13 protein-coding genes are annotated in these 23499 nt (G+C 57.9%); 3 read left to right on the top strand and 10 right to left on the bottom strand.

What is annotated here, in order from left to right; genetic code table 11:
* A partial coding sequence (locus ENTMO_RS24330; RefSeq protein WP_010434302.1) for a class I SAM-dependent methyltransferase occupies positions 1-543 on the top strand: 543 nt, incomplete at its 5' end.
* Here the strand turns inward: ENTMO_RS24330 and ENTMO_RS0118660 are convergent.
* Positions 537-1139: a short chain dehydrogenase gene (locus ENTMO_RS0118660; RefSeq protein ID WP_010434300.1), complete on the bottom strand. Its 603-nt coding sequence runs from the start codon at positions 1137-1139 to the stop codon at positions 537-539. The two genes, ENTMO_RS24330 and ENTMO_RS0118660, sit on opposite strands and share 7 nt — an antisense overlap.
* A gap of 97 nt (positions 1140-1236) precedes the next feature.
* On the opposite strand from ENTMO_RS0118660, the gene ENTMO_RS0118655 reads away from it, so the two are divergent.
* Together ENTMO_RS0118655 and ENTMO_RS0118650 are read left to right on the top strand one after the other, a co-directional pair.
* Entirely contained in the window at positions 1237-2124 is an 888-nt protein-coding gene (locus tag ENTMO_RS0118655) for a LysR family transcriptional regulator (RefSeq protein ID WP_010434297.1), read from the top strand.
* A 20-nt stretch (positions 2125-2144) separates the two neighbouring features.
* On the top strand, positions 2145-3326 hold the full coding sequence (locus ENTMO_RS0118650; RefSeq protein ID WP_010434294.1) for an aminotransferase-like domain-containing protein: 1182 nt from the start codon (positions 2145-2147) through the stop codon (positions 3324-3326).
* Positions 3327-3372: 46 nt separating this feature from the next.
* Here the strand turns inward: ENTMO_RS0118650 and nudI are convergent, their stop codons facing one another.
* The 9 genes from nudI to ENTMO_RS0118610 form a co-directional block, all read right to left on the bottom strand.
* Positions 3373-3798 (bottom strand): nucleoside triphosphatase NudI, encoded by a 426-nt coding sequence (gene nudI, locus ENTMO_RS0118645; RefSeq protein WP_010434292.1) that lies wholly within the window; start codon positions 3796-3798, stop codon positions 3373-3375.
* A gap of 45 nt (positions 3799-3843) precedes the next feature.
* Positions 3844-4191 carry a HigA family addiction module antitoxin gene (locus tag ENTMO_RS0118640; RefSeq protein ID WP_010434290.1) on the bottom strand — a complete coding sequence of 116 codons (348 nt, stop codon included), beginning with the start codon at positions 4189-4191 and terminating at the stop codon, positions 3844-3846.
* Positions 4192-4201: 10 nt separating this feature from the next.
* Positions 4202-4501: a type II toxin-antitoxin system RelE/ParE family toxin gene (locus ENTMO_RS25480; protein WP_010434288.1), complete on the bottom strand. Its 300-nt coding sequence runs from the start codon at positions 4499-4501 to the stop codon at positions 4202-4204.
* 281 nt (positions 4502-4782) lie between these two features.
* On the bottom strand, positions 4783-5220 hold the full coding sequence (locus ENTMO_RS0118635) for a hypothetical protein (protein ID WP_010434285.1): 438 nt from the start codon (positions 5218-5220) through the stop codon (positions 4783-4785).
* A 382-nt stretch (positions 5221-5602) separates the two neighbouring features.
* A complete protein-coding gene (locus ENTMO_RS0118630) occupies positions 5603-6730 on the bottom strand; it encodes a hypothetical protein (RefSeq protein WP_157133731.1) in 1128 nt (375 codons plus the stop codon).
* A gap of 225 nt (positions 6731-6955) precedes the next feature.
* Entirely contained in the window at positions 6956-8125 is a 1170-nt protein-coding gene (locus tag ENTMO_RS0118625; protein ID WP_085928924.1) for an HlyD family efflux transporter periplasmic adaptor subunit, read from the bottom strand.
* 10 nt (positions 8126-8135) lie between these two features.
* On the bottom strand, positions 8136-10328 hold the full coding sequence (locus ENTMO_RS0118620) for a type I secretion system permease/ATPase (protein WP_010434279.1): 2193 nt from the start codon (positions 10326-10328) through the stop codon (positions 8136-8138).
* The gene (locus tag ENTMO_RS0118615) at positions 10325-11728 is read right to left on the bottom strand and encodes a TolC family outer membrane protein (RefSeq protein ID WP_029485172.1); all 1404 of its coding nucleotides are present in this window, start codon (positions 11726-11728) and stop codon (positions 10325-10327) included. Before ENTMO_RS0118615 ends, ENTMO_RS0118620 begins: the two co-directional genes overlap by 4 nt.
* A 79-nt stretch (positions 11729-11807) precedes the next feature.
* Entirely contained in the window at positions 11808-23240 is an 11433-nt protein-coding gene (locus tag ENTMO_RS0118610) for a BapA/Bap/LapF family large adhesin (RefSeq protein WP_010434276.1), read from the bottom strand.
* Between the last annotated feature and the right edge of the window lie 259 nt (positions 23241-23499).

The following is a 23499-nucleotide window of genomic DNA, read 5'->3' as shown; positions in this document are numbered from 1 at the left end:
GCTGCTGACGTCACGGGCGTTGATATCTCCGAAAAGATGCTCGCCCGCGCTGGGGAGCTTACCGCTGACCCACAGATTCACTATCAGCGTAGCGATCTGGAATCACTCGAGCTCAACGAGAACAGCCTCGATCTGGTCTACAGTTCGCTGGCGCTGCACTACCTGCCGGCGCTGGATGCCCTGTTTGCGAAGGTTCAGCGCGCGCTTAAGCCCGGCGGCAGCCTGGTCTTTTCCATGGAGCACCCCATTTACACCTGCGCCATCCGTCAAGGCTGGCTGACCGACGACAGTGGCGAGCGGTTCTGGGGCGTGAACCATTATCAGGAAGAAGGCAAGCGCGTCAGCAACTGGCTGGCGGACGGCGTTATCAAGTATCACCGCACGCTGAGCACCACGCTGAACGCGCTGATCGGCGCCGGGTTAACGATAAGCGAGGTCAACGAGTGGGGGCCAACGCAGGCGCAGATTGACGCCTGGCCCGCGCTGGCCGAAGAGGCAGAGCGCCCGATGCTGGTGCTGCTCGCCGCCCGTAAGGCTCAGTAACCCACCTTATACACGCGTCCGCTCTGCACGCCTTCCACGCTGCGACGGTAGGCCTGCGCCACGGTCGCGGCGGGGACACTCTCAAACCCCGGGAAGAAGCCGGCGTACGCTTCGACGGATTCGGTGAGTACCGTCGGGCTAATCAGGTTGATGCGGACCCCGCGCGGCAGTTCGCAGGCTGCAGCGCGCACAAACCCTTCCAGCGCCGCATTTACCGTGGTGGCATTCACGCCCTGCGCAATCGGCTCGTGCGCCACAATCCCGCTTATCAGCGTAATCGAGCCGCCTTCGTTCAGGTAGTGCTGGCCGGTCAGCGCCAGGCGCACCTGCCCCAAAAGCTTATCCTGCAATCCCCGGTTGAAATCGCTGTCCTTCATGGTCGCGAGGGGGCCAAAGTGAAGGCTGCCACTGGCGGAGACAATCGCGTCCACCGGACCGATTTTCTCAAACAGCGCCTGGACGCTCGCCTGCGAGGTGATATCCACCTGATAGTCGCCCTGCGTGCGACCCACGCGGATGACTTCGTGACGACGACTCAGCGCTTCCGTTACTGCACGACCGACTGTACCGCTGGCACCAATAATGACGATTTTCATAGCAGACTCCTTATGTTGTGAGACTTCATTCTTTAATAAATAAAAAGTCAGATAAACTGGGCTAACGTTAGAAGATTGCTAACCAGAGGTTCGGAATATGGATAAGCTTCGCGGTATGGAGACGTTTATTGCGGTGGTGGAAAGCGGTAGCTTTACTGGTGCTGCATCACGTCTGGAGATGTCGGCGGTGATGGTGGGGGAGTATATTGCCCTGCTGGAAACCCAGCTCGGCACGCGACTGCTGGAGCGCAACACGCGCCGTCAAAGCCTGACCGACGCCGGGCGCGTCTATTTCGAGGAGGCGAAGCGGGTGCTGGAGCAGGTCTCCATTGCTGAAAATGCAGTCGAGCGGCTGCGTGCTGCGCCTGCCGGAACGTTGCGCGTCACGGCACCGACGTCGTTTGGTGGCTGTGTGATTGCACCGCTCACCGCCACCTATTTACAGCGGTATCCGGAGGTGCGTGTGGAGCTGGATCTCACCAACCGGATGGTCGATCTGGTGGATGAAGGGGTCGATCTGGCCATTCGCATTGGCGACATTCAAAACGACGATCTGGTAGCGAAGTATCTCTGCCCTTACCGGATGGTGATCTGCGCCGCGCCGGACTATTTAGCGCGCTACGGCACGCCACAGACGCCTGCCGATCTGGTGAATCATCTGTGTCTATCGCACACGGTGTGGACCGCGCGTAATGAGTGGCGGCTACCGGGCATGGAAGGAGAAGTGCGCTGGAAGCGGGATGCGATCTTAAGATGCAACGATGGCTATGGATTACGCATGGCGGCGCGGGCAGGTGCAGGATTACTGCTGCAACCGGAGGTGCTGGTGGCGGAAGAGCTGGCAAGCGGCAGGCTGGTGCGGGTGCTGGAGCAGTATACGCCCGCGCCGAGGCCGGTGCATTTATTGTGGCGTCAGGATTTACGTCAACTGCCTAAGCTTACGGAATTTATCGCCCATATTCTGCTAAGATTGGGCACAATATAAAAAAAGAAGGTAATCAAAGAATGTCTGCAAACAAACTCGCCAGCAGCGCGCAGGGCCTGCAATCCTCTGCCATCCGTGAATTATTAAAACATAGCAAAATGGCAGGGGTGATTTCGCTGGGCGGTGGTATTCCCAATCCCGATCTGTTCGATCACGAAGGGCTTAAAATTGCCGCCGATTCCGTCTTATCACAGCATTTTGGCGAGGCGTTCCAGTACGGCCTGACGGAAGGCGTACCGGGGCTGCGCGAGGAAATTAAACGCATCTGCGAGGGGCGCGGTATCGCCTGTAAGGCCGATGATGTCGTTATTACTTCCGGCTCGCAGCAATCACTTGACGTGCTGGCGCGTGCGTTAATCAACCCAGGTGACACCGTTGTCGTTGAGCGTCCAGCCTATCTCGCCGCGCTGCAGGTCTTCGGCCTGGCGCAGGCCAACTTTGAATCCGTCGGCACCGACGGCGACGGTATGAAGGTGGATGAGCTTGAAGCGCTGGTGGCAAAGAAAGCCATCAAAGCGGTCTATATCGTTCCAACCTTTGGTAACCCCGGCGGCGTGACGCTTTCCGAAGCGCGCCGTAAACAGCTGGTGGAATTATCAAAACGTTATGATTTCGTGATTATCGAAGACGACCCGTACAGCGAAATTAATTACACCGACGAAGTGTTCCGCCCGTTGATTGCTCACGCCAAAGATATTGGCAATGAAGAGAACGTGGTGTACACCTCCACCTTCTCTAAAATCCTCGCGCCGGGAACCCGCGTGGGCTGGGTGCTGGTCCCCGAGTGGCTGAAACGTGCGGTGGTTAATCTGAAGCAAACCACCGATCTGCACACCAGTACGCTGTCACAGCTGATGACCTATGAGTACCTGAAAACCGGTCGTCTGGCGGGGCAGATTAAGATGATCCGCGAAGCCTATCGCCAGAAATACCAGACGTTTGCCACTGAACTGGAGGCCGAGCTGGGCGATGTGATGTCGTTCCACAAGCCGAAGGGCGGCATGTTCCTGTGGGCGAAAATGAACAACGGCATGAACACCACGCGCTGGCTGGAGAAGACGTTAAGCAACGGCGTGGTGTTTGTACCAGGTGAGTTCTTCTACTGCAAGGAACCGGACCATACGACGCTGCGTATGTCGTTTGTGACGCCAACGGATGAGCAGTTGAAAGAAGCGGTTCGACGTTTGAAAATCTCGCTGTAAAAGACCTGCGCATAATGGCGCTCCTGCCGTTATGCGCAAGCCTTTCTTACAGCAGCCCTTTCTGGGCAAATGTCATACGAGTGGCTTCATTCAGATCCAAATCTTGTAAGGACGCCGGGCGAACCCAGGCAATTTCCTGAAACTCTTCGTTGAAGGTCACCTCACGGTTGGCGCTGATGCAGTCGAAGATCAGGTAAATCATATAAATTTCTTCCGTGGTGCCGTCGGCGTAGGTTTTCACCCGAGTGTCATCACGAAATGCCCAGGGTTTTATCTCGGTAATCTCCAGCGCGTCGCCAAGTTCCTCGCGGATTTCCCGGCGCAGCGCCTGTTCCATCGTTTCACCCGGCTCCATCCCTCTACCGGACAGCGCCCACTGGCCGGGAAATACGCCGCGATCGTCGGCCATTTTGCACAGCAGATAGGCCCCGTCGTTCTGAATGATGGGGCAGACAATGGTACGTTGGCGCATGGTTTCTTCCTGAAAATGAGTTTGAGTGAATAATATCGTTCCGGGTCAGGCAACGTCCGGCTGGCCCGATTTTCTTCTGGCAATTAATTCTGCAATCGTCTTTACACGGCTTAACTCTTCCTGAGTACGGGAGTTAGTTTGGGCTTCCCAAATATCGACGTTCAGTTGAAGATTTAGCCAGAATTCAATGGTGGTATCAAACGCCTTCGCCAGTCTGATTGCCATATCAGCCGTCAGTTTTCGATTGTTGTTAACCAGAGCACTTATGGTGTTCCGGTGCACATTAAGCATGTCTGCGAGATCGCTAATTTTGAGATTTAGCGGTTCGAGATACTCATACTGCAGCACGTCACCCGGCGTGGTGGGTTTTCTCAAAGCTTGTTGAAGGGTCATCTTTGATGCCTCATTTGTGCGATGTGTATTTGTGGGGAGAGAGGTAGAGATCGTCCGCTTTGCCCTCAGTCCACCTGAATACCAATCTGTATTGCCTGTTCACGCGAATTGAGGAATATCCCTCGAGTGGAGGATTCAACGATTCATACATGTTACCTGGCGGGGATCGTAAATCCCGATATGAGGATGCTGCATTGATGATGTCCAGCTTCCTCGCCAGGGCTGCCTCAAGGCTTGATGGGATAACGTTGCTTGATTTTCCAAAGAGGAAAAAATCCATAAGCCATTGATCGCGAAAATGATTAATCATAATACGTATATTAGCTCCGATCCCTGAAGCTGAAAGGCATAGTAATGCACTCCCGCACTGTGCGCAAGTGCGTTTTTTGTCGCTGGCGATAATGTTACCTGGGTGAAGGAAAGAGGGAAGAAAAAGAGGAAATCGAACATCAGATCTTCGAGGTGGATTCCATAAAAGGTTTATCTCTCAGACCCGGTGCTTTATCTGTTGCCCGGCGGCGCTGCGCTTGCACGGGCCTGCAAAACAGATGTAGGCCGGGTAAGGCGGAGCCTCTACCCGGCAGTTCAGGCTCAGCCCAGCAACGCCACGCCAGCCTCGGTTCTCAGCCAGCGCGGGGCTTTAAGCTGGTCAGCAAAATATCCCGTCAGTTCAAAGAGTAAATCCCCCATCACGCGGGCTGGTTCCGGTGCAAGCGCCCCGCCGATCAGCAGTTGCGTAATCACTTCGCAGTAACGGCAGAGTTGATCGGATTCAGCGTGGAATGCAGGCTCACGTTCGGGGAACACATCGAGGGTAAGACGTTCCTGTAAGTGCTCAGGAAGCGGCTCCAGCAGCATCGGGCGGAGCAGGGCGAGGGTCGATGCAAGACGACCGCAAAGCGCTATTTTTCTTGCAGGATCGGTCTCTTCCACCAATGCTTCGCAATAGCGTTGGCAGTTGTCGGCAAGTTCAGTGAAGCCGGTGTTGTGGTCGAAGGGGGTAGTGAAAAGTGCGTTACTGGTGGTCATATGACAGTTTCTACTAAGTGATTAAGGCGCTGTCAGATAAATGCCAATTTCCCGGGTGGAAGGACTGAACGGAGTTGGCATTACCGGCCTTAATGGACACTGGCGCGTTTTGTGACGCCCCCGTCGAGCCCACCATTGGAATGTGGCCAGACGCACGGCGCAACAAGAGCTCACGCCGTCATTAAGTTTAACCGGGATGCCAATCCCGACGCCAGATTTTGCTGGCGTGGAAGGAACGCACAGGAGTATGACCCCTTATAAAAAAGGTACTGTAACAGAAATTACTTTTTGCGAGGATTTGAAGGAGAATTATTATTAAATAATATATTTCTTCGTGAGTTTATAAAGCCAGAAACGACCTATGTTAACTGGCTTTTTAATCTCATTTCTTTGAGAGGTTTTCAATTGCAGATTTAAAAATGCTAGTTATATTTTCAGGTACATCGGTGATGTTGTTATTATCTTTTTGGTTATTTGAAAAGGCGGTGCTGCTGCTAATATTCCAATCTTCAAACACAGTTTTGATTTGGTTCTCATTAATTTGCTTGCCATAAAGCCTCAAACACAACTGCCCAAATCTGATAGCATGAACACGCTCTCCTTGTTTGAGTGATTCATGCACATAAGCATTGGATTGTTTAAAACAATAATATGCTAATGTTGAAAGGGCACTAAGTATTACGGCCCCCTTCCCAGCATAATAAAGAAGTAGGCTCCAAGAGATATTTTTGCTTAAGTCAACGACATTACCCATCCATACCATAATTGTGATAACAGATGCTATAATTCCTGCACATGCAACGCAACCACCTATAATCCAGTATATACTCATGAGAGTGTATTTTTTTTCTTTTATTTTTAATTCAGACATCGCTTTGTTAACAAATCTACCTAAAGTATTCTTAACCTCTTCGTTAAATTTATCGTTTAGTTGAGACTCCATGCTGGATTTTTGTTCTTCCAGTGTAGATATGGATTTTTTGAGTAAAGAAACTTCTTTTTTTAACCTTGAATTGTCAGCTAGCGAGTAAGACAATTTGACGTTTAAATCATCTATTATTTTTGTTTTTTCGTTATAATCATAAAAATATTCACTTTCATATGTATTGATTTTATTAGTGACGTTTTTTCTTGCAAGTGAATTGAGTAAATTATTGGCGATAACAAACTCTTCACCAAATTTATTTATTAAATGCTCAGTCGAGATTTTTTTCTTAACTAAAAGATATTTTATTATTTGTTCTAATGTATTTTGACTGAAAGTGATGTAGATTCGTCTGAATTGATCGTTTTTTAAATTGAAGAATGCACGTTTGCAAGCATACAGTTGATGGTCAGGTTTTAATTTTTTAACTAAAGACTTGGTCGATTCCTCACCTGTATAATCTACAACAAGTCCAATGTTTGAAATGAACTGATCTTGTTCATCAATGTAATTTTTGTTGTTTTTTTCAATGGATTGAAACTTGTTTAGAGTTTCTATACTTTCTTCTAACTGTTGCCATGCCATTATCTTGTCCTGCATAATAAAACAGTTCCTTATTACTTTGCTGATAATTTGAAGGTTTATAATTAATTATATAAAGTGTTAATGCTAGAGGATTATAACTTGATTGGCATGTTTTTTCACCATTTAAATATGTCAAGAAACAGATGAGCCTTCCGAAAAAAATGTTTCATTTTTTTCACTGCTTTTACCCTTCTCTAGGTCGGAGAAGGGTGTCAATAAAGTTTTTTACCGCTCCCTCAGCGCCTCTTTCGCCCGGTTAAACGGCTTGATCATATAATCCAGCACCGTTTTCTCTCCGGTCTTAATGTCCACCGTCGCAATCATCCCCGGCACAATCGAGAAGTGCCTGCCCGCCTTATTCACCAGGTAATCCTGGCTGGTGCGGATAAATACCCGGTAATAGAACACTTCTGGCTTAGCTTCGTCCTGGATGGTATCCGGCGAAATGGTCTCCACCACGCCATGCAGCCCGCCATAAATCGCGTAATCGTAGGCGGTGATTTTGACCAGCGCTTCCTGATTAGGGTGGATAAAGGCGATATCGCGCGGCGACAGGCGGGTTTCAATCAGCGGGTGATCGTCCACCGGTACGATCTCCATCAACTCGCCGTTGGGCGGGATCACGCCGCCGATGGTGGTCACTTTGATGTTTTTCACAATGCCGCGTACCGGGGATTTCACCGTCAGACGCGTCACCGAATCTTCACGCCCTTTGAGAATGGCGGAAACCATATCCACCTCCGCGTTGGCTTTGGAGAGCGCCTCGCGCGCCTGGACGTAATACTGCGAGCGCACGTCGGTCAGCTTGAGTTCCAGATCGCTTTTCTGCCGCTGCAGACGCAGCACTTCCACGTGGCTGGCGGCACCGGTTTTGACCAGCCGCTGGGTGATCGCCAGCTCTTTATTGGCGAGATCTAATGCCGAGCGCAGCTCGCGCTGGGTATCTTCAAGCTGTGCGCGACGTGAGTTATAAAGGCGCGTTTCGGCCCCGATCAGATCCGTCCATTTCGCCAGCGAAGGCGGGAATTTCAGCGGCAGATCGTTCACTTCGGCATACAACCGGACGCTGGAGGCGAGTGATGCCCGGTAGCGTGCCGCGCTTTCGCCGACGTTCGATTCCGATCGCGTCGGATCGAGCCGCGCCAGTACCTGTCCAGCCTGAACCTGATCCCCTTCGTGCACGTTCAGTTCCGTCAGGATCCCGCCGTCGAGCGACTGTAAAACCTGCTCGCGCGAGCTGGGGATCACTTTGCCGGTTCCGGTGGAAACTTCATCCAGAATGCCGTACCACGCCCAGACGCCAAGCACCACAAACAGCAGTAGGGAGAACACAACAATCCGCCGCGCGCCGGTGTAGCCGCTTTCGGAGTCGAGGGCGTTATCCAGATCGTCCATTGCGGCAACGTCACGCTGACTGATTTTCATTTTTCCACTCCCGTCCGGTTGCTGCCTGCTGTTGCTGCATGCGGCTGTTGCTCAGGGCCTGCGCTTTTGGCGCATGCATCACCAGCATTCCTTCTTTCAACACCACCACGCGCTCAACAAGCTCCAGCACGGGGACGCGGTGGGTGGCGACAACCAGCGTGCGGTTGCCGAGCCAGGCGTTGAGGCGCTGGATAAATTCCCGCTCGGTATGCTCGTCAAGCGACGCCGTGGGTTCGTCCATCAGCACGATATTCGGATCGCGCAGAAGCATGCGCGCCAGCAGAATGGACTGCCGCTGCCCGCCGGACAGCCCCACGCCATTCTCCATAATCGGGTAGTCCAGCCCCTTCGGCAGCTTCTGCACAAAGCTCGCCGCGCCGCACATCTCCAGCACTTCAAAAATCTCTTCATCGGTGGCGCGCGGCATACCCAGCGTGATGTTCTCGCGCAGGGTGCCGTAAAACAGCCGCGCGTTCTGGGTCATAAAGCCGACGTTACGCCGCACGTCCGCCACGTCGAGATGGGGCAGGCTGAAGTTGTCGAGCCGCAGCTCGCCGCCCGCCAGATCCATCCCGCCCGCCATCGCCTGCAGCAGGGTTGACTTGCCCGCGCCGTTGCGCCCGAGGATCGCCACTTTCTCCCCAGGTTTGATCTCCAGACGGTTAATGCGCAGCGCCATGCGGGGATCTTCCGGGTGATAGCGGAACTGTGCCTGCTCGAAGAGGTAATGGCCGCGCAGCACGTCCTGGCGGATCGGCGTCTCTTCGCGCTGGTTTTCGGTGGGCAGCTGCATAATGCTGTCCAGCCCCTCTTTGGCGGCCTTCACCTGTTGCCAGCGGGCCAGCACGCCGCACAGCGTCGCCATCGGAGCGATCATGCGGGAGGCCAGCATAGAGGCGGCGACCACCGAGCCGGTGGTTAACGTTCCATCGATCACCATCGGTGCGCCGACCACGATGACACCTGCGTAGACCAGACTTTGAATGGTCATCCCCCAGTTGATCAGGTTCTGCGTCAGCTCGCGGGTGCGCAGGCCAGATTCCGCGGTGATCTGGATATAGCTGTTCCACTGCTGCAAAAAGCGGTTTTCCGCCTGCATCAATTTGATGTCCTCCAGCCCCTGCACGCTCTCCACCAGCACCGCGTTGCGCAGGGTGGATTCGTGTGCCGACTGCTTCGCCAGCTCCGCCAGCCGCTTTTGCAGCAGCAGGCCGGGCAATACCATGATCACCGCCGCGACCGGGGCGATCCACGCCAGCTGCGGCGCGATGATCGCCAGCACCACCACAAACAGGAGGAAGAAAGGCAGGTCAACAATCGTGGAAATGGTAGAGGAGGTGACCATTTCGCGGATCTGCTCCAGCTCGCGCAACTGGGAAATGAAGCTGCCGGTGGAGCGAGGGATGGCGCTGTTGCGCAGGCGTAGCGCATGGCCAAAGACGCGATCCGACACGCGCAGATCCGAGCGCTTGCCCAGCAGATCCATAATGTGCCCGCGCGCCACGCGCAGCACAAAACCAAACAGCGTGGCGATCAGCACCCCGATAGTCAGAACGTACAGCGTCGGGTAGGACTGGGCCGGGATCACCCGGTCGTAGACCTGCATGGAAAACACAATCCCCGAAAGCGACAGCACGTTGATAAACAGCGCGGCGAGCATGACCCAGCTGTAGGGGCGCAGATCGCGCATCACCAGCCGGTAGAGCCAGTCCGGGCGATATTTAGAGATATAGGCATCCACCCGGCTGTCCTTCAGGGCGGCCAGGGGACGCAGGGCGATCACATGGCGGATGGCCGGGAGCATGGCCGTCATCGACAGGCGGTTGGTGTGCATGTTGCCGTCGAAAAAGCTGACCTCAAGCGTGTCCTCGCCGTCGAAATGTTCAATGACGCCGATTTTCCCCTCGCTCAGCTCCACCACGACGGGCAAACGCCAGCTATTGATGGACTGCCGATCTGCCGTCAGCAGCTCAAATGACAGTCCGGCCTCGCGCGCAAGCTGGGTGAGGGCAGGTACCATCGGTTTACCTTTCAGCCACGGCGCACCCGCCATCAGCGCGCCGGGTGAACAGGCTACGCGATAACGCGTTGCCACGTAGCCAAACGCCTGTGCCCACTGTTCCAGCGCATCATCCGTCATGTTTTCACCCTGCGGGATATCGCGTTGCTTCATGGCTGGATCTCCACGGTCTGGATGGTACGGTTATCAAGATCGAACGCGTGGCGTAAGCGCCCGGTGTTGTACAGGCAGTTGAGCTGAAGCTGATGCAGCTGTCCGGCGGTTTGCTGCTGGGTGAAACGCGCCTGATAAACCTCCTGTTCGGCGTTTAACACGTCGAGCAGCGGACGCGAGCCGAGGTCGAGATACTGCTGTTGATACAGCTCGCGGGTGCGGGCGCTGAGCGCTTCCTGACGCCCCTGAATTTGCAGCGTGGCCATCAGGCTCATTACCTGGCTGCGCGCTTCGAGCAGTTTTTGCCGTACGTCGAGGCGGGTGCGCTGAATGGTGGACTGCGCCGACTCGACCGCATGTCCGGCCGCATTGCGTCGGGCGGTCAGGCCGCCCCCCTGATAGAGCGGCATCTGCACTTTGACCCAGGCGGAATACTGGGTGCGATCCCGCGTTTCGTTGCCCGCGTAGCGGTCGGTAAGGTAGTGGCGCACTTCCGGCTCAAGCGAAATGGTCGGCGTCATCTGCGCGTTGGCATTGTCAAGGTTGGCCTGCGCGACGTTGGCCTGCGCCCAGGCCGCTAACACGGCGGGCACCAGACGATCGTCCGGCTTGGCGATGTCGCAGCTGCGGGCCAGGCTCTGCGGAAAGTCGTTACTGACGACGTTCAGGCTGTCCCAGCCCAGAAAACTCATCAGCGTGGCGCGGGCGCTATCGAGGCTGGCCTGGTACTGCATCAGCTGGGCGCGCGCGCCTTCGATACGGGCATCGGTCTGCACCACGTCAGAGAGAGAGGTGGCCCCTTCGTCATTGCGCAGCTTCGTCAGCTTTCCGATAGAGGAGAGGGCATCAAGCTGCTCTTTGGCGGTGTCTACCATCTGCTGCAAGGTCTGAACCTGCACCATGGCGATGGCGGTATCGTGGGCAATGGTGTCAATGCTGACCAGCACGTTAGCCTGCTGCTGGGCGACGCCCGCGTTTTCGGCGCGCACCTGGCTCGCCACTTTGCCGAAGTCGTAGAGCATTTGCGAGAGGGAGAGCACCAGCGACGGCGTGAAGCCGTTGTCGTCACCGTCGTGGGTATAGCCGTTCTCCATTCCGGCATTGATTTGCGGATAGTATTTCGATTTGGCGACGTCCACGTTTTCGCTCTGCTGGTAGAGTTTACCTACCGCTTCGCTGATGGCCGGGTGCCAGGTGACGGCACGGTTTACGGCTTCGCTCAGCTGCAGCGTGCCGGGCGCGGCTTTCGTGGCCACCGGAGCCACGCGGCCGTTCAAAGAGGGGAGTTCCTGCGTTTCGCTGAGTTGTTCGGCATTGATCGTTGCCGCCGGGTTGGCAGCTAGAGCGGGCACAGATATCAGGCAGCACGAGAGCCACCAGTAAGGCATCTTCTTTCCCATGTCTTGTCCCTAATAAAATGGTACAGCTTTATTGTTGTGCCCGGGCGCTGTGCGCCCGGGGCAGGTGGTTCTGTTGCTATCAGGTAATGATGTGCTGTTGGTTAACAAGCTCGTCGTAGGTGGTCTGAACGTTATCCAACGTAACGAGTGCAGATTTAGTGTAGGCGGCACCCGTACCGTCACGGTCGATGGAGATCACAGTATTGCCACCGCTTTGTGAAACAGTGAGATAGTTACCCAGCGTCGACGCGCTGCCGTTCCAGCCCACCAGCAGATCGCCAATGTCGATCTTGTCTCCCTGCGCCAGTGAGAAGTTGGTCCAGTGGTCGCCCGCGCTGTTCCCCGCCGTTGCGTTACCTGCCGTGCTGTTCAGCACCTGGTAAATCAGCGTATCGCCGTAAGCCGTACCGGTAATGACGTCGTTGTGTTCAGAGCTGATGAACTGCGGCGCCATATTAATGGTCAGCGAGGCGGTATCCGTTTTACCGGCCGCGTCGGTCAGGGTGTAGTTAAAGACCTCCTTCGAGGTGATGGTTGAGAGCGATACCCCGGCGTTGAGGCTGTAGGTGTAATGACCGTCTGCCGCAATCGCCAGCGTGCCGTAATGGCCAACAATGTTCACCGCAGTGCTGCCGGTGTAAGGATCCAGGGTGGTGGTCACGCCGTTGTAGCCGGTGATGCTCAGGCGAGTATCCACCGAGTGCAGTTGATCCATTGCCCCGGCGGAGTCGGTGCCGTCAAAGATGTTGCCGTTGACGGTATGACCGCTGGTGGAGTCGAACTGGGTCAGGGAGTAGGCGGTGCCGCTGACGCTTGGGGTAATGGTGATATTTCCCGCAGCCAGTGGGCCCATTTTGCCGGTATAGCTGAGCGTATAGGTACCTGCATCCAGATCCAGTCCCGTCAGGTTGATGGTGGCTGTGCCGCCCAGCAGCAGCCCGCCGTTGAATGAACCACTTCTTACGGTGGTCGCGCCATTGGTTATCGTCCAGTCCACCGTCAACCCGCCCAGAGAAAGGAGCGATGCGACGTTAAAGGTCAAGACCACGTTGTGCAGGGCCGTATTCGGATCCACCACGAAGGTACCGTTTCCGCTACCCTGGGTTGATGCCAACAGCGCGGCGTTCCAGCTCGCCGTCCCTACGGTTGTATCCGAGTAGGCCGTCGTATGGTGTACCGAGGTCACGTCCATCGCGGTGCTGACATCGTTCACCGCATCCATCGCCCGCGCGGTTGGGGTGATGTTGAGCGAGGCCGTATCTTTGGCACCGTTCGGCGCGGTAATGGTGTAGACGAAGGTATCCGGCGTGCTGATGTGGTCAGCGCCAACGCCGCTCTTCAGGGTGTAGGTGTACTGACCGGACGCGTTAATGGAGAGCGTGCCGTATTCCCCCACGATGGTGGTGAGGCCGCTGCTGTTTACCGCCACGCCGTTTACTTCCGTCACCAGCGTGCCGGATGGCGCGACGTCATCCGCCAGCACATCCCCGGTGGTGCTGGTACCGACGCTTGCCACGCTATAGACGTGGTCTTCCAGCACGTGCAGCGTGTAGGCCGTCAGCGCGGTGATCCCCGCCGCCGTGTTCAGGAGGAAGAGGTACTCCCCAGACGGCAGATTCAGCGTCAGCGTGGATGAGGTGCCGCCCAGCAGCGGCGCGCGCAGCCAGCCCGGCTGAACGCGCATCTGCTCGAAGGTTTGGGTCGCATCGTTGAACTTATAGATGTACAGGTCAAACACCGAGGCCAGCGCTACGCCCCCCACGGAGGCCTGAATGGTCATGGTGCGGGTGGTGCCTTCCTCCACGCTGTAGATGATCGGATTGCTCAAATCATCCAGCAGATTCAGGCCCAGGGTATTACCGAGGTTAATCCCGACCACGGTAAAGCCGCCCTGCGACGAGGTGCCGTTGTTAATGGCGCTCACGGTGGTGTCAAAGGTCAGCGATGCGGTGTCATCTACGGCCACGATGCCGCTGGTGGCCGTGCCTGTTCCCAGCGACAGCACCAGGTTCGCCGAGGCGCTGGTTCCGTTGTGGGAGATGGTATAGGTGAAGTTCTCCGTACGGCCAATCACCGAGGCGCTGGTATTCGTCAGGGTATAGGTGTAGCTGCCGTCGCGGTTGATGGTCAGCGTACCGTACTGCCCCTGAATTGCCGTGCCGTCGGCGGTGACGCTGGTGGTTACCCCCAGGGCGTTAGTGACGGCGGTAACCGTGGTGCCCGCCGGGGCGTTATCGCTACCGGTAGTCGGGTCAACGTCGAGGATGACGTTGCCGCCCAGGCTGGTTTCGCCGGTGACGGTGCCTGCGCTGGTCTCTTTCACGCCCACATCAATGCTGGTGTAAGAGCCCGTCGCCAGCAGGTTGGTGTTGTAGCTCAGGACGCGATACTGCCCGTTGGCCAGGCCGTTCAGGTTCAGCGAAACGCCGGTCGCCCCGAGCGTGAGCAGATCGGCAAACTGCGGCTGGCCGGTATCCACCACCGTTGTCCAGGTGTTGTTGACGCTGTCGAACCGCTGCACCACCAGTTCAAGGGTATTGAGAAGCGACAGCACTGCACCCGTGGCGTTGGCGTTGACGGTGATGTCCGCGCTGCCGCCGCTGCCCACCGTAAAGCCGACCTGCGCGGTGTCATTGCCGAGCAGCGTCAGCGCGTTACCCAGCGCGCCCACCAGCAGGAAGCCATAATCGCTGTACTGCGAGTTGGTGACCGTTGCGGTTGTGGTGAGGTCCAACTCTTCAACGTTGCTGCTGGCCGACAGCGGCACGACCGGGGCGAGGGCCGATCCTGGCAGCGAAACGTTACCTGCGGCATCGGTCGCGGTGACCTGCAGCGTCTGACCTTCGGTCTGTTTATTGAGGAAGGTATAGCTGTAGGTACCGTTGCTGCCTGCCGTTGTGGTCACCGTGCTGCCATCTGCCAGACGGATGGTGACGGTGCTGCCCGCTTCGGCGTTACCCGTCAGGACGCTACCGTCGGCGTTAAAGCTGCCGGTTGGCGTGTTTGGCGCGGTGAGGTCGACAATCACCGTCGTGGCGGAAGAGAACGGACCGGTTCCCGAGCCGTTACTCGCGGTGGCAGTAAACGCATGGGAGCCTTCGCTCATCGCCGGAGTGGTGAAGGTCCAGTTGCCTGATCCGTCGGCGACAACGCTGCCCATTGCGACGCCGTTATTGTAGAGCGTGACGGTAGCGTTAGGCTGCGCCGTTCCGCTCAGGGTTGGCGTGGTGTCATCGGTCGTTTTACCGTTGGTCAGATTACCGGTGACCGTACCGACGTTGTCGGTAATGGTGGCGATTACCGGCGCGTTCGGCAGTGTCGTGAGCGGCGGGGTAACCGATGCGCTCACACCGGCGTTTCCGGCTTTATCGGTGGCGTAGACCACCAGCGACTCTCCTCCCGTCTGCGCGGGGGAGATCGTGGCGTTAAAGTTGCCGCTACCGTCCGCTACCGCCGTACCGAGGACCGTTCCGGTGCTGGTGGTGATGGTAACCGTGCTGCCCGCTTCGGCGGTACCGGTGACGTGCGTCCCGTTGGTGATCACCGCCAGGCCGGAAGGAACCGCTGGCGGCGTCAGGTCAACGGTGATGGTGGTGACTGACGATGGCGCGCTGGTGTTGCCTGCGGCATCGGTCGCCGTGGCGGTGAAGTTATGTTGCCCCTCCGCCAGCGTGGTGCTGGTTTGCGGTAGCGTCCAGTTCCCGTTGGCATCCGCCGTCACGGAACCCACGAGCGTCGTACCGTCATAGATGCGAACGGTGGCGTTGGCTTCCGCGGTGCCGTTGAGCGTAGGGCGCGTGTCGTTGGTCGGGTTGCTGCCCGTCACCGGACCGGTGACGGTGCCCACGTCATCGACAACAGAGCTGATAACCGGCGCGGTTGGCGCGGTTGCGTCAACGTTAATCACATATCCAGGGGTTTGCGCACTGGCGTTACCTACCGGATCGGTCGCCGAGAAGGTCAGGCTGTGCGAGCCGTCGCCCAGCGCCGGAGAAGGGGTAAAGCTCCAGTTTCCGCGGGTCGCAACGACGCTGCCTATCTGCACGCCGTTATCGAAGATTTTCACCGTCGAGCCCGCTTCTGCCGTGCCCGTGAGCGTCGGCTGCGCATCGTTGGTTAAGCCACCGTTGGCGATTGGCGTGGCGGCGTTACCGACGTCATCCGTGATGCTTGTCAGCACCGGCAGCGCTGGCGGCGTAGTGTCGATGGTCAGCGTGAAGGTGGCTGATGACGCGCTGGTATTGCCCGCCGCATCGGTGGCTTGTGCCGTAAAGCTGTGCGGGCCAGTCGCCAGCGTCGTGTTGAGCAAGATACTCCAGTTGCCGCTGGCGTCTGCAGTGCCCGTGCCGACAAGCGTTGTGCCTTCATAGATGTTCACCGTAGCAAACGGCTCGCTGGTGCCCACAAGACGCGGTACGGTGTCGTCGGTGCTTTGCCCTGAGCCAAGTGCGCCCGTCACCGTGCCGACATCATCGATAGCCTGCGAGATAACCGGCGCGTTCGGGGGAGTGGTATCGACAATCAGCGTAAAGGCCGGTGAAGCCGGGCTGACGTTGCCTGCCGCGTCGGTTGCCGTGGCGGTCCAGGTATGGCTGCCGCTGCTGAGTGGGTTAGCAGGTGTGAAGCTCCATACGCCACTGCCGTTGGCCTGAACGGTTCCGACCTGCTGACCATTTTCATAAAGGGTGATAGTGGCGTTGGCCGCTGCGGTTCCGTTCAGCGTTGGCGTGGTGTCGTCGGTACTTTGCCCCGAGGTGAGTGGGTTGAGAACGGTACCCTGGTTATCCGTTGCTGGCGTAAAGACCGGTGCCAGCGGTGCGACGGTATCCACCGTCAGGTTAAACGCTGGCGAGGTGGCGCCGGTGTTACCCGCCGTATCGGTGGCGTTGAAGGTGATGGCGTGCAGCCCTTCACCGAGCGCCGTGCCCGGGGTAAAGGTCCAGTTCCCCTGAGCATTCACCACGGCGGTGCCAATTTCAGTGCCATCCACAATCACGTGAACTGGCGCACCGACTGCGCCCGTGCCGTTGAAGGTTGGGCGCGCATCGTTAGTGCTGTTGCCGGTGAGGAGCGTCCCGGTGACCGGCCCGACATCGTCAATGACAGTCGTTACAACCGGCGCGTCAGGGCCTGCGGTATCCACGGTGAAGGCGAATACCGGAGAGTTAGCCGAGACGTTGCCTACGGCATCCGTGGCGTTGACGCGAATGTTATAGTTGCCATCGCCAAGCGCAGTACCAGGCGTAAAGGTCCAGTTGCCGTTGCTGTCTACCGTGGTGGTACCAATCTCCACCCCATTGTTCAGAATGTGGATTGTACTGCCCAGCGCACCGGTCCCGCTCAGCGTCGGCGTATTGTCGTTGGTGACCTGGCCGGCGGTCAGATTACCGGTCACGCCGCCCGCCACGTTGTCGTTAACTGTATCGAGCGTCGGCACCGTTGGCGCCGTCAGGTCGATGTCAACGCTCCAGGCGTTGGAGGTCTGGCTCACGTTGCCCTGCGGATCGGTGGCTTTGACGGTGAAGGAGTGAGAGCCTTCCACGAGGGCGGTTTCAGGCGTAAAGGTCCATGCGCCGGTGACGCTGTCTGCTGCCACGATACCGATCTGCGTTGTGCCATCATAAATAACGACGACACTGCCCGCTTCCGCCGACCCGGTCAGGGTTGGCGTGGCGTCGTTGGTTGGCGCGCCGTTAGGTACTACGGTCGCGGCATTCCCCGCGTCGTCGGTCACGCTGGTGATCACCGGCGTCGTGGAGACGGTGTCAACGGTGATGGTGATGCCCGTAGAGAGTCCGCTCGCGTTGCCCGCCGGATCGGTGGCCCGGACCGTCAGGGTATGATCGCCATCAGCCAGCGCAGGCGGGGTGTAGGTCCATGTGCCCGTTGAGCCGACGACCACGCTGCCTAACGGAGTACCGTTATTGTAAATGGTAATCGTATCACCCACGTTCCCCACGCCGTTCAGTGTTGGGCGGTTATCGTTGGTGGTCTGGCCGTCGCTCAATGGCCCAATGCCCGGACCGACATCATCAATGATGGAGCCGATAGCCGGTGTGTCGGGTGCGGTCAGGTCAATGGTGACGGTTGCGGCAGGAGAGCGTCCGCTGGTTTCGCCGCTAACAATATCCGTCGCGGTGACTTCAAAGGTATGTGGACCTGCTGTCAACGGGAAGAGCGGGGTGTAACTCCAGTTGCCGCTTCCATCCGCAACCACGGTTGGCGGCACTGCCAGTACGCCATCCTGATAAATCGTGATGACGGCGTTAGGTTCTGCTGTCCCGGTCAGCGTAGGCGAGGTGTCATCAGAGGTTTTGTCTTTCACATTGCCCGTGACCGGTCCAACGTTATCGGTAATAGCCGTAATGACCGGTACGTCCGGAAGGTCCAGCGGCGAGTCGGTGACGACAAAGCTTGCACCTGGGCTGGTGTTCCCCGCGGCATCCGTGGCGGTCACCTTCAGCGTGGTGGCATCCAGCTGTGCCGGGCTGAGCGCAATGGAGAAATTGCCACCGGTGGCAACGCCGGTGCCGAGGACAGTCGTACCGTCTGCGGCATACACGGTGATGGTGGCTCCCGCTTCAGCGGTCCCGGTAAGCGGGGTGCCTTGCTGAGTAAGGGCGAGGTTGGCTGGGTCTGCCGGAATACCCGTATCGACGGTGACCGCCAGGTTCGGAGAGTTACCCGAAATATTGCCTGCGGGATCGCGGGATGAGACCGAGAAGGTGTGCGGGCCATCAGGTAAGGTGCTGTCGGCGGTCCACGTCCAGATACCGTTTTGAGGAACCGTTACGGTAATGGTTGATGGCGTCCCATCCACTGAAACGATGATTGTTGAGCCCGGCTCGCCGGTACCGCTGAGAGCCGGGGTGCCGTCGCGCGTATAGAGGGTACCGTTTGTCAGCTGGCTATCAGAAACCGCGTCGATAGCTGGCGTCGCGGGAGCCTGCGTATCGATCGTCACGGTAAAGACCGGGCCTGGCGCACTGACGTTACCTGCGCTATCCACTGCCGCAACGGTAATATTCAGCGGGCCGTCTGTTTGGGCCGTCGGAAGCGTGTATGTCCATTGGCCATTGACGATATCCACGCGCGCCAGTTCAACACCGTTGTTGTAAATGATCGCCGTTTCACCGTCAGGACCGGTTCCGCCGATCGTTGGGGTGTTATCCGTCGTAGAACCACCGTTTTGTGCACCACCGATGGCCGAGATCGCCGGTGTATCGGGCGCGATCATGTCTACCGTAATGGTGATGCCGGTTGACGGATCTGATTCGTTGCCCGCCTCATCGGTGGCCGTGGCGGTATATTCATGCGTGCCTTCCCCAATGTTGCTATCAGGGCGCCAGCTCCAGTTGCCGTTTCCGTCTACCGTCACCGTGCCTACGGCTGTCGTCGTTGTGCCGCCATCGCGGCTGTCATAGATGGTGATCACATCGTTTGGCGTACCTGGTCCGCTCAATACCGGGCGCGGATCGTTGGTGGTTTCGCCGTCGGCTACGGGGCCGGTGATCTGGCTCACGCTGTCGGTCACGACCGGCACCGTTGGGGCCAGAGGGGCTTCAGTATCAATGGTGATCGTCACCGGGGTGGACGGGGCGCTTTCGTTGCCTGCGCCATCCTGATTGGTGACCGTCAGGGAGAGATCGTAGGTCCCGTTACCCAGCGGTGGGTTCGGCGTCCAGGTCCAGTTACCGTCACCGTCCACCAGAGATTCACCGATTTTGGTCGTGCCATCATAAATATTCACCACGTCACCCGGGTTGCCCGTTCCACTCAGGGTTGGCGTGGTATCGCGGGTCGTTTCACCCGGGTTCAGTGCGGTACCCGGCGTGCTGCCGTCCGGGTTTACGGTGATATCCGGTATCGCCGGTGTATCAGGCGCGATGGTATCAATGGTGAGCACGAACGGAGGCGAAATCGTCGTATTACCGGCATCATCCGTGGCGTGCACCGTCAGGGAGTGTGGGCCGTTGGTTAACGGGGTGGTTGGCGTGAAGGTCCATGTTCCCCCCGTTACAGTCGCCGTGCCGAGCAGGGTATTACCGTCATAAAGCGTGATGATGGTGTCCGCCGGTGCCGTCCCCTGCAGCTGAGGCTGGGTGTCGTCCGTCGTATCACCGTCCTGAAGCGGGTTCTGCACCGGACCCACGTTATCCAGCGCTGTCTCAATAGTGGCCGCCACCGGTGGCGTAACGTCGACCGTCAGCGTAAAGCCGCCGGATGACGGGCTGGTGTTACCCGCCGCGTCGGTGGTGACGGCGGTCAGGGTATGCGGCCCCTCGCTCAACGGCGTTGTGGGCGTGAAGGTCCACGCACCGTTGCTGTCGACCAGCGCGGTACCAATGGCGTTGCCATCAAGACGAATGGTGACGGTTGAACCCGGCTCGGCGGTACCGTTGAGCGTCGGGGTGGCGTCGTTTGTCGTTTCACCGGTATCGAGCGGGCCGGTGCGTCCAGGGGCATCATCCACGACCTGCGTAATGACCGGTGCGACCGGCGCAGTGCCATCAACGGTGATGCTCCAGGGATTTGAGGATCCGCTCGGGTTACCTGCTCCATCGACCGCCGTTGCCGTCAGGACGTAACCGCCATCAGGCAGCGGTGCGGTTGGGGTAATGCTCCATTCGCCGGACGCCGGAACGGTCACGGTACCGATGACGGTGCTGCCGCTGGTAACGGTAATGGTTGTACCGGGTTCACCCGTCCCGTTGATGGTAGGCGTCCGGTCGTTAGTGAGGCCATTCTGGGCGACAGGACCCGTGGTGGCCTGCACATCATCCACCACGGAAATAATCACCGGCGTTTGCGCAGGCGTGATGTCCGGCGCAACGGTAGGGGTTGTTGGCCCCGTGTTGCCTGCGGCGTCGGTGGCGTCTGCGGTCAAACTTTCGCCGTTGGCTTTTGGCGGCGTGAGCGTGACGCTGAAGCTACCGTCATCATTGGCTTTGCCTTGACCCACCGTGACGTTACCTTCACGAATAGTCACCGTACTGCCCGGTTCAGCGGTGCCCGTGACCGTTGTGCCGTCACCGGACACGACGACGTTATCCGGCGCGAGAGGTGGCGTCGAATCAGGTGCAGTGGCCGTAGCCGGCAGGCTAACGTTACCGCTGTCATCGGTTGCGATAACCGTCAGCACTTCGCCGTTTGTCTGGGCCGGGCTGATTGGCGTGTTAAAGGTCCCGTCGCCAGTGGCTGTCGTTTCGCCGATGACTGTGCCATCCGGGGCTTTAATGGTGACGGTACTGCCCGGTTCTGCCGTCCCGCTGACGCTTTGACCATCGTCGGACACCACGAGGTTGCCGGGCAGGGCTGGCGGGGTGGTATCGGCCGCGGTAGCGGTCGCTGGCGTGCTCTGGTTACCAGCAGCGTCAGACGCCACCACGGAGATCAGCTGGCCGTTGGTTTGCGCAGGGGTAAGCGTGGCAACAAAGTTACCGTTGCCGTCCGTGGTCGTACGGCCAATGACGTCTCCGTCGCTGTTGGTGATCACAATGCTGCTGTTGGGCTCGGCGGTGCCGGTAATCTGCGTGCCAGCCGGATTCAGAGAAATGACGGGTTGATCCGGCGGTGTGGTGTCAACGATGAAATTAATCGGCTGAGACAGGCCGCTCTGGTTGCCTGCCGCATCGGTTTCACGCACCGTAATCGAGTGCGCGCCTTCTGCAAGAGGTGATGTCGGGGTCAGGCTCCAGGTGCCGTTAGGCTGCACCGTGGCAGTCCCTACGAGCGCGCCATTATCGTAAACGGTAATGGTGCTGCCAGGTTCACCTCTGCCCGTCAGACGCGGCTGTGAGGCATCCGTAAACTGTCCTGCGCTGATGGCACCTTTGAGGCTTCCGGTATCATCATTAACCACGAATGCAGACGGCGTTGACGGTGCGGTGAGATCCACGGTAAGGGTAAACGCCGGGGAGGCTGGGCCGGTGTTGCCTGCGACGTCGGTGGCACGCACGGTCAGCTGATGGCTGCCTTCGCTGAGGTTCACGGAGGGCGTAAACGTCCAGCTTCCGTTAGCGGCTACCACGGCGGTACCGATCGCGATGGTGCCGTCATAAATGGTGACGGTCGAGCCTGCTTCTGCGGTACCGGTGAGCTGTGGCCGCGGATCGTTGGTACTGCTGCCATTGCCCAGCGTACCGGTAATGGGGGCGACATCATCAACAACGCTGATGACGACCGGCGCCGCCGGGGCGACGGTATCGACGATAAAGGTCACTGCGGTCGATGGCGCGCTGGTGTTGCCCGCCGCATCGGTTGCCGTGGTCGTGATGGTGTGGCTTCCGTTGGCGAGATTGCCTGCTGGGGTAAAGCTCCAGTTGCCGTTAGCATCCACTTTGGTGGTGCCGATCTGGGTGCCGTTATCGTAAATGGTGAGGGTGGTTCCGGCTTCGCCAATGCCGCTGAGGGTAGGGCGGGCGTCGTCAGTGCGCTGGCCATTGTCCAGCGGGCCCGTTTCCGTGCCGACATTATCGTTTACGATGAGAAGGTTTGGCGCATCTGGCGCGGTGGAGTCTGGAGCGGTGACCTGACCAGGCTGGCTGGTGTTGCCCGCGGTGTCCGTCGCGGTGGCGGTAAGCTGCTCGCCGTTGGTCAGCGGTTTACCCAGTTCAATTGTGAATGTGCCATCGCTGCCTGCTTTCCCGGTGCCGACCACGTTGCCGTCGGCATCTTTTAACGTGACGGTGCTGCCCGGTTCAGCGCGACCCGTGACGGTGGTGCCGTCATCCGATACCTGCAGATTGGTGGGCGCATCCGGTGCGGTGGTATCGGGCGCGGTGACGTGCCCGGCCTGGCTGGTATTACCGGATGAATCCGTCGCGGTAGCGGTGATCACCTCGCCGTTGGTCAGGGGCTTATCCAGCACGATGGTAAATTTGCCATCATTGCCCGTTTTTCCGGTGCCGACCACGTTACCGTCGGCATCTTTTAGCGTGACGGTGCTGCCCGGCTCCGCGGTACCCGTGACGGTTTTGCCATCGTCGGAGAACTGTAAGTTGGTTGGCGCGGTTGGCGCCGTGGTATCGGGATCCGTCGGCGTGCCCGGATTGCCGGGGTTGCTGTTGTCATCATCGTCGCCGCCACCTCCTCCGCCGGTGCCCGCCGCGATGGCAATCCCACCCGCTACCGCAAGACCACCCAGCACCCATGGCCAGACGGCGGCACCGCCTGCATCACTCCCTGACGCGGCAAGTAATACGTCCGTGGAGGCGATTGATTCGTATGTGGCGGCCCCGGTAGGGTCTTCAATCCACCACAGCGCGCCGTCACTCTCTTCCAGGACCAGCTGGCTCACGCCCTGGGCATCCGTGACGTAGAAGTTTTTCAGGGTGATCACCTCGCCGGAGTGCAGCGTCACCACCAGATCGTTACCGCTACGGGCGAAATGAGAAATATCGGTTCGCTCTACGTGTAGCTCCACGATAGAGGAATGGCTCAGCGTAACCTGGGTGCCCTCTGTGGTGGTTTCCACGCCAGTAAGTTTCGATATAACAGAGATTTGGCTCATTTAGTCATTACTCCAGACGAGTTGTCGTGAACGGCGTGCAAGATGAGCCATCTGTTTATGAAGGGAAAAGCGCGCCCCCGGCGGAGTCACTGCAATTAAGCAGTACTCACCGTATTTTTTTTAGAGCGAACGATGCCCGCCAGGATATAGAGTGGCAACATCAGAGCGAATCTATTTATTTGATGGAAAATATTGCGTATTCTTTTTTTTGTGCTCTAGATAACCCTGTAATTAATAGAGGAATTAATCCGAAACGGTA

It is taken from the genome of Enterobacter mori LMG 25706 (genome assembly GCF_000211415.1).
Taxonomy (GTDB): domain Bacteria; phylum Pseudomonadota; class Gammaproteobacteria; order Enterobacterales; family Enterobacteriaceae; genus Enterobacter; species Enterobacter mori.
Note: the sequence above shows the minus strand (reverse complement) of the source record. Positions and strands in the feature narration are given on the sequence as shown.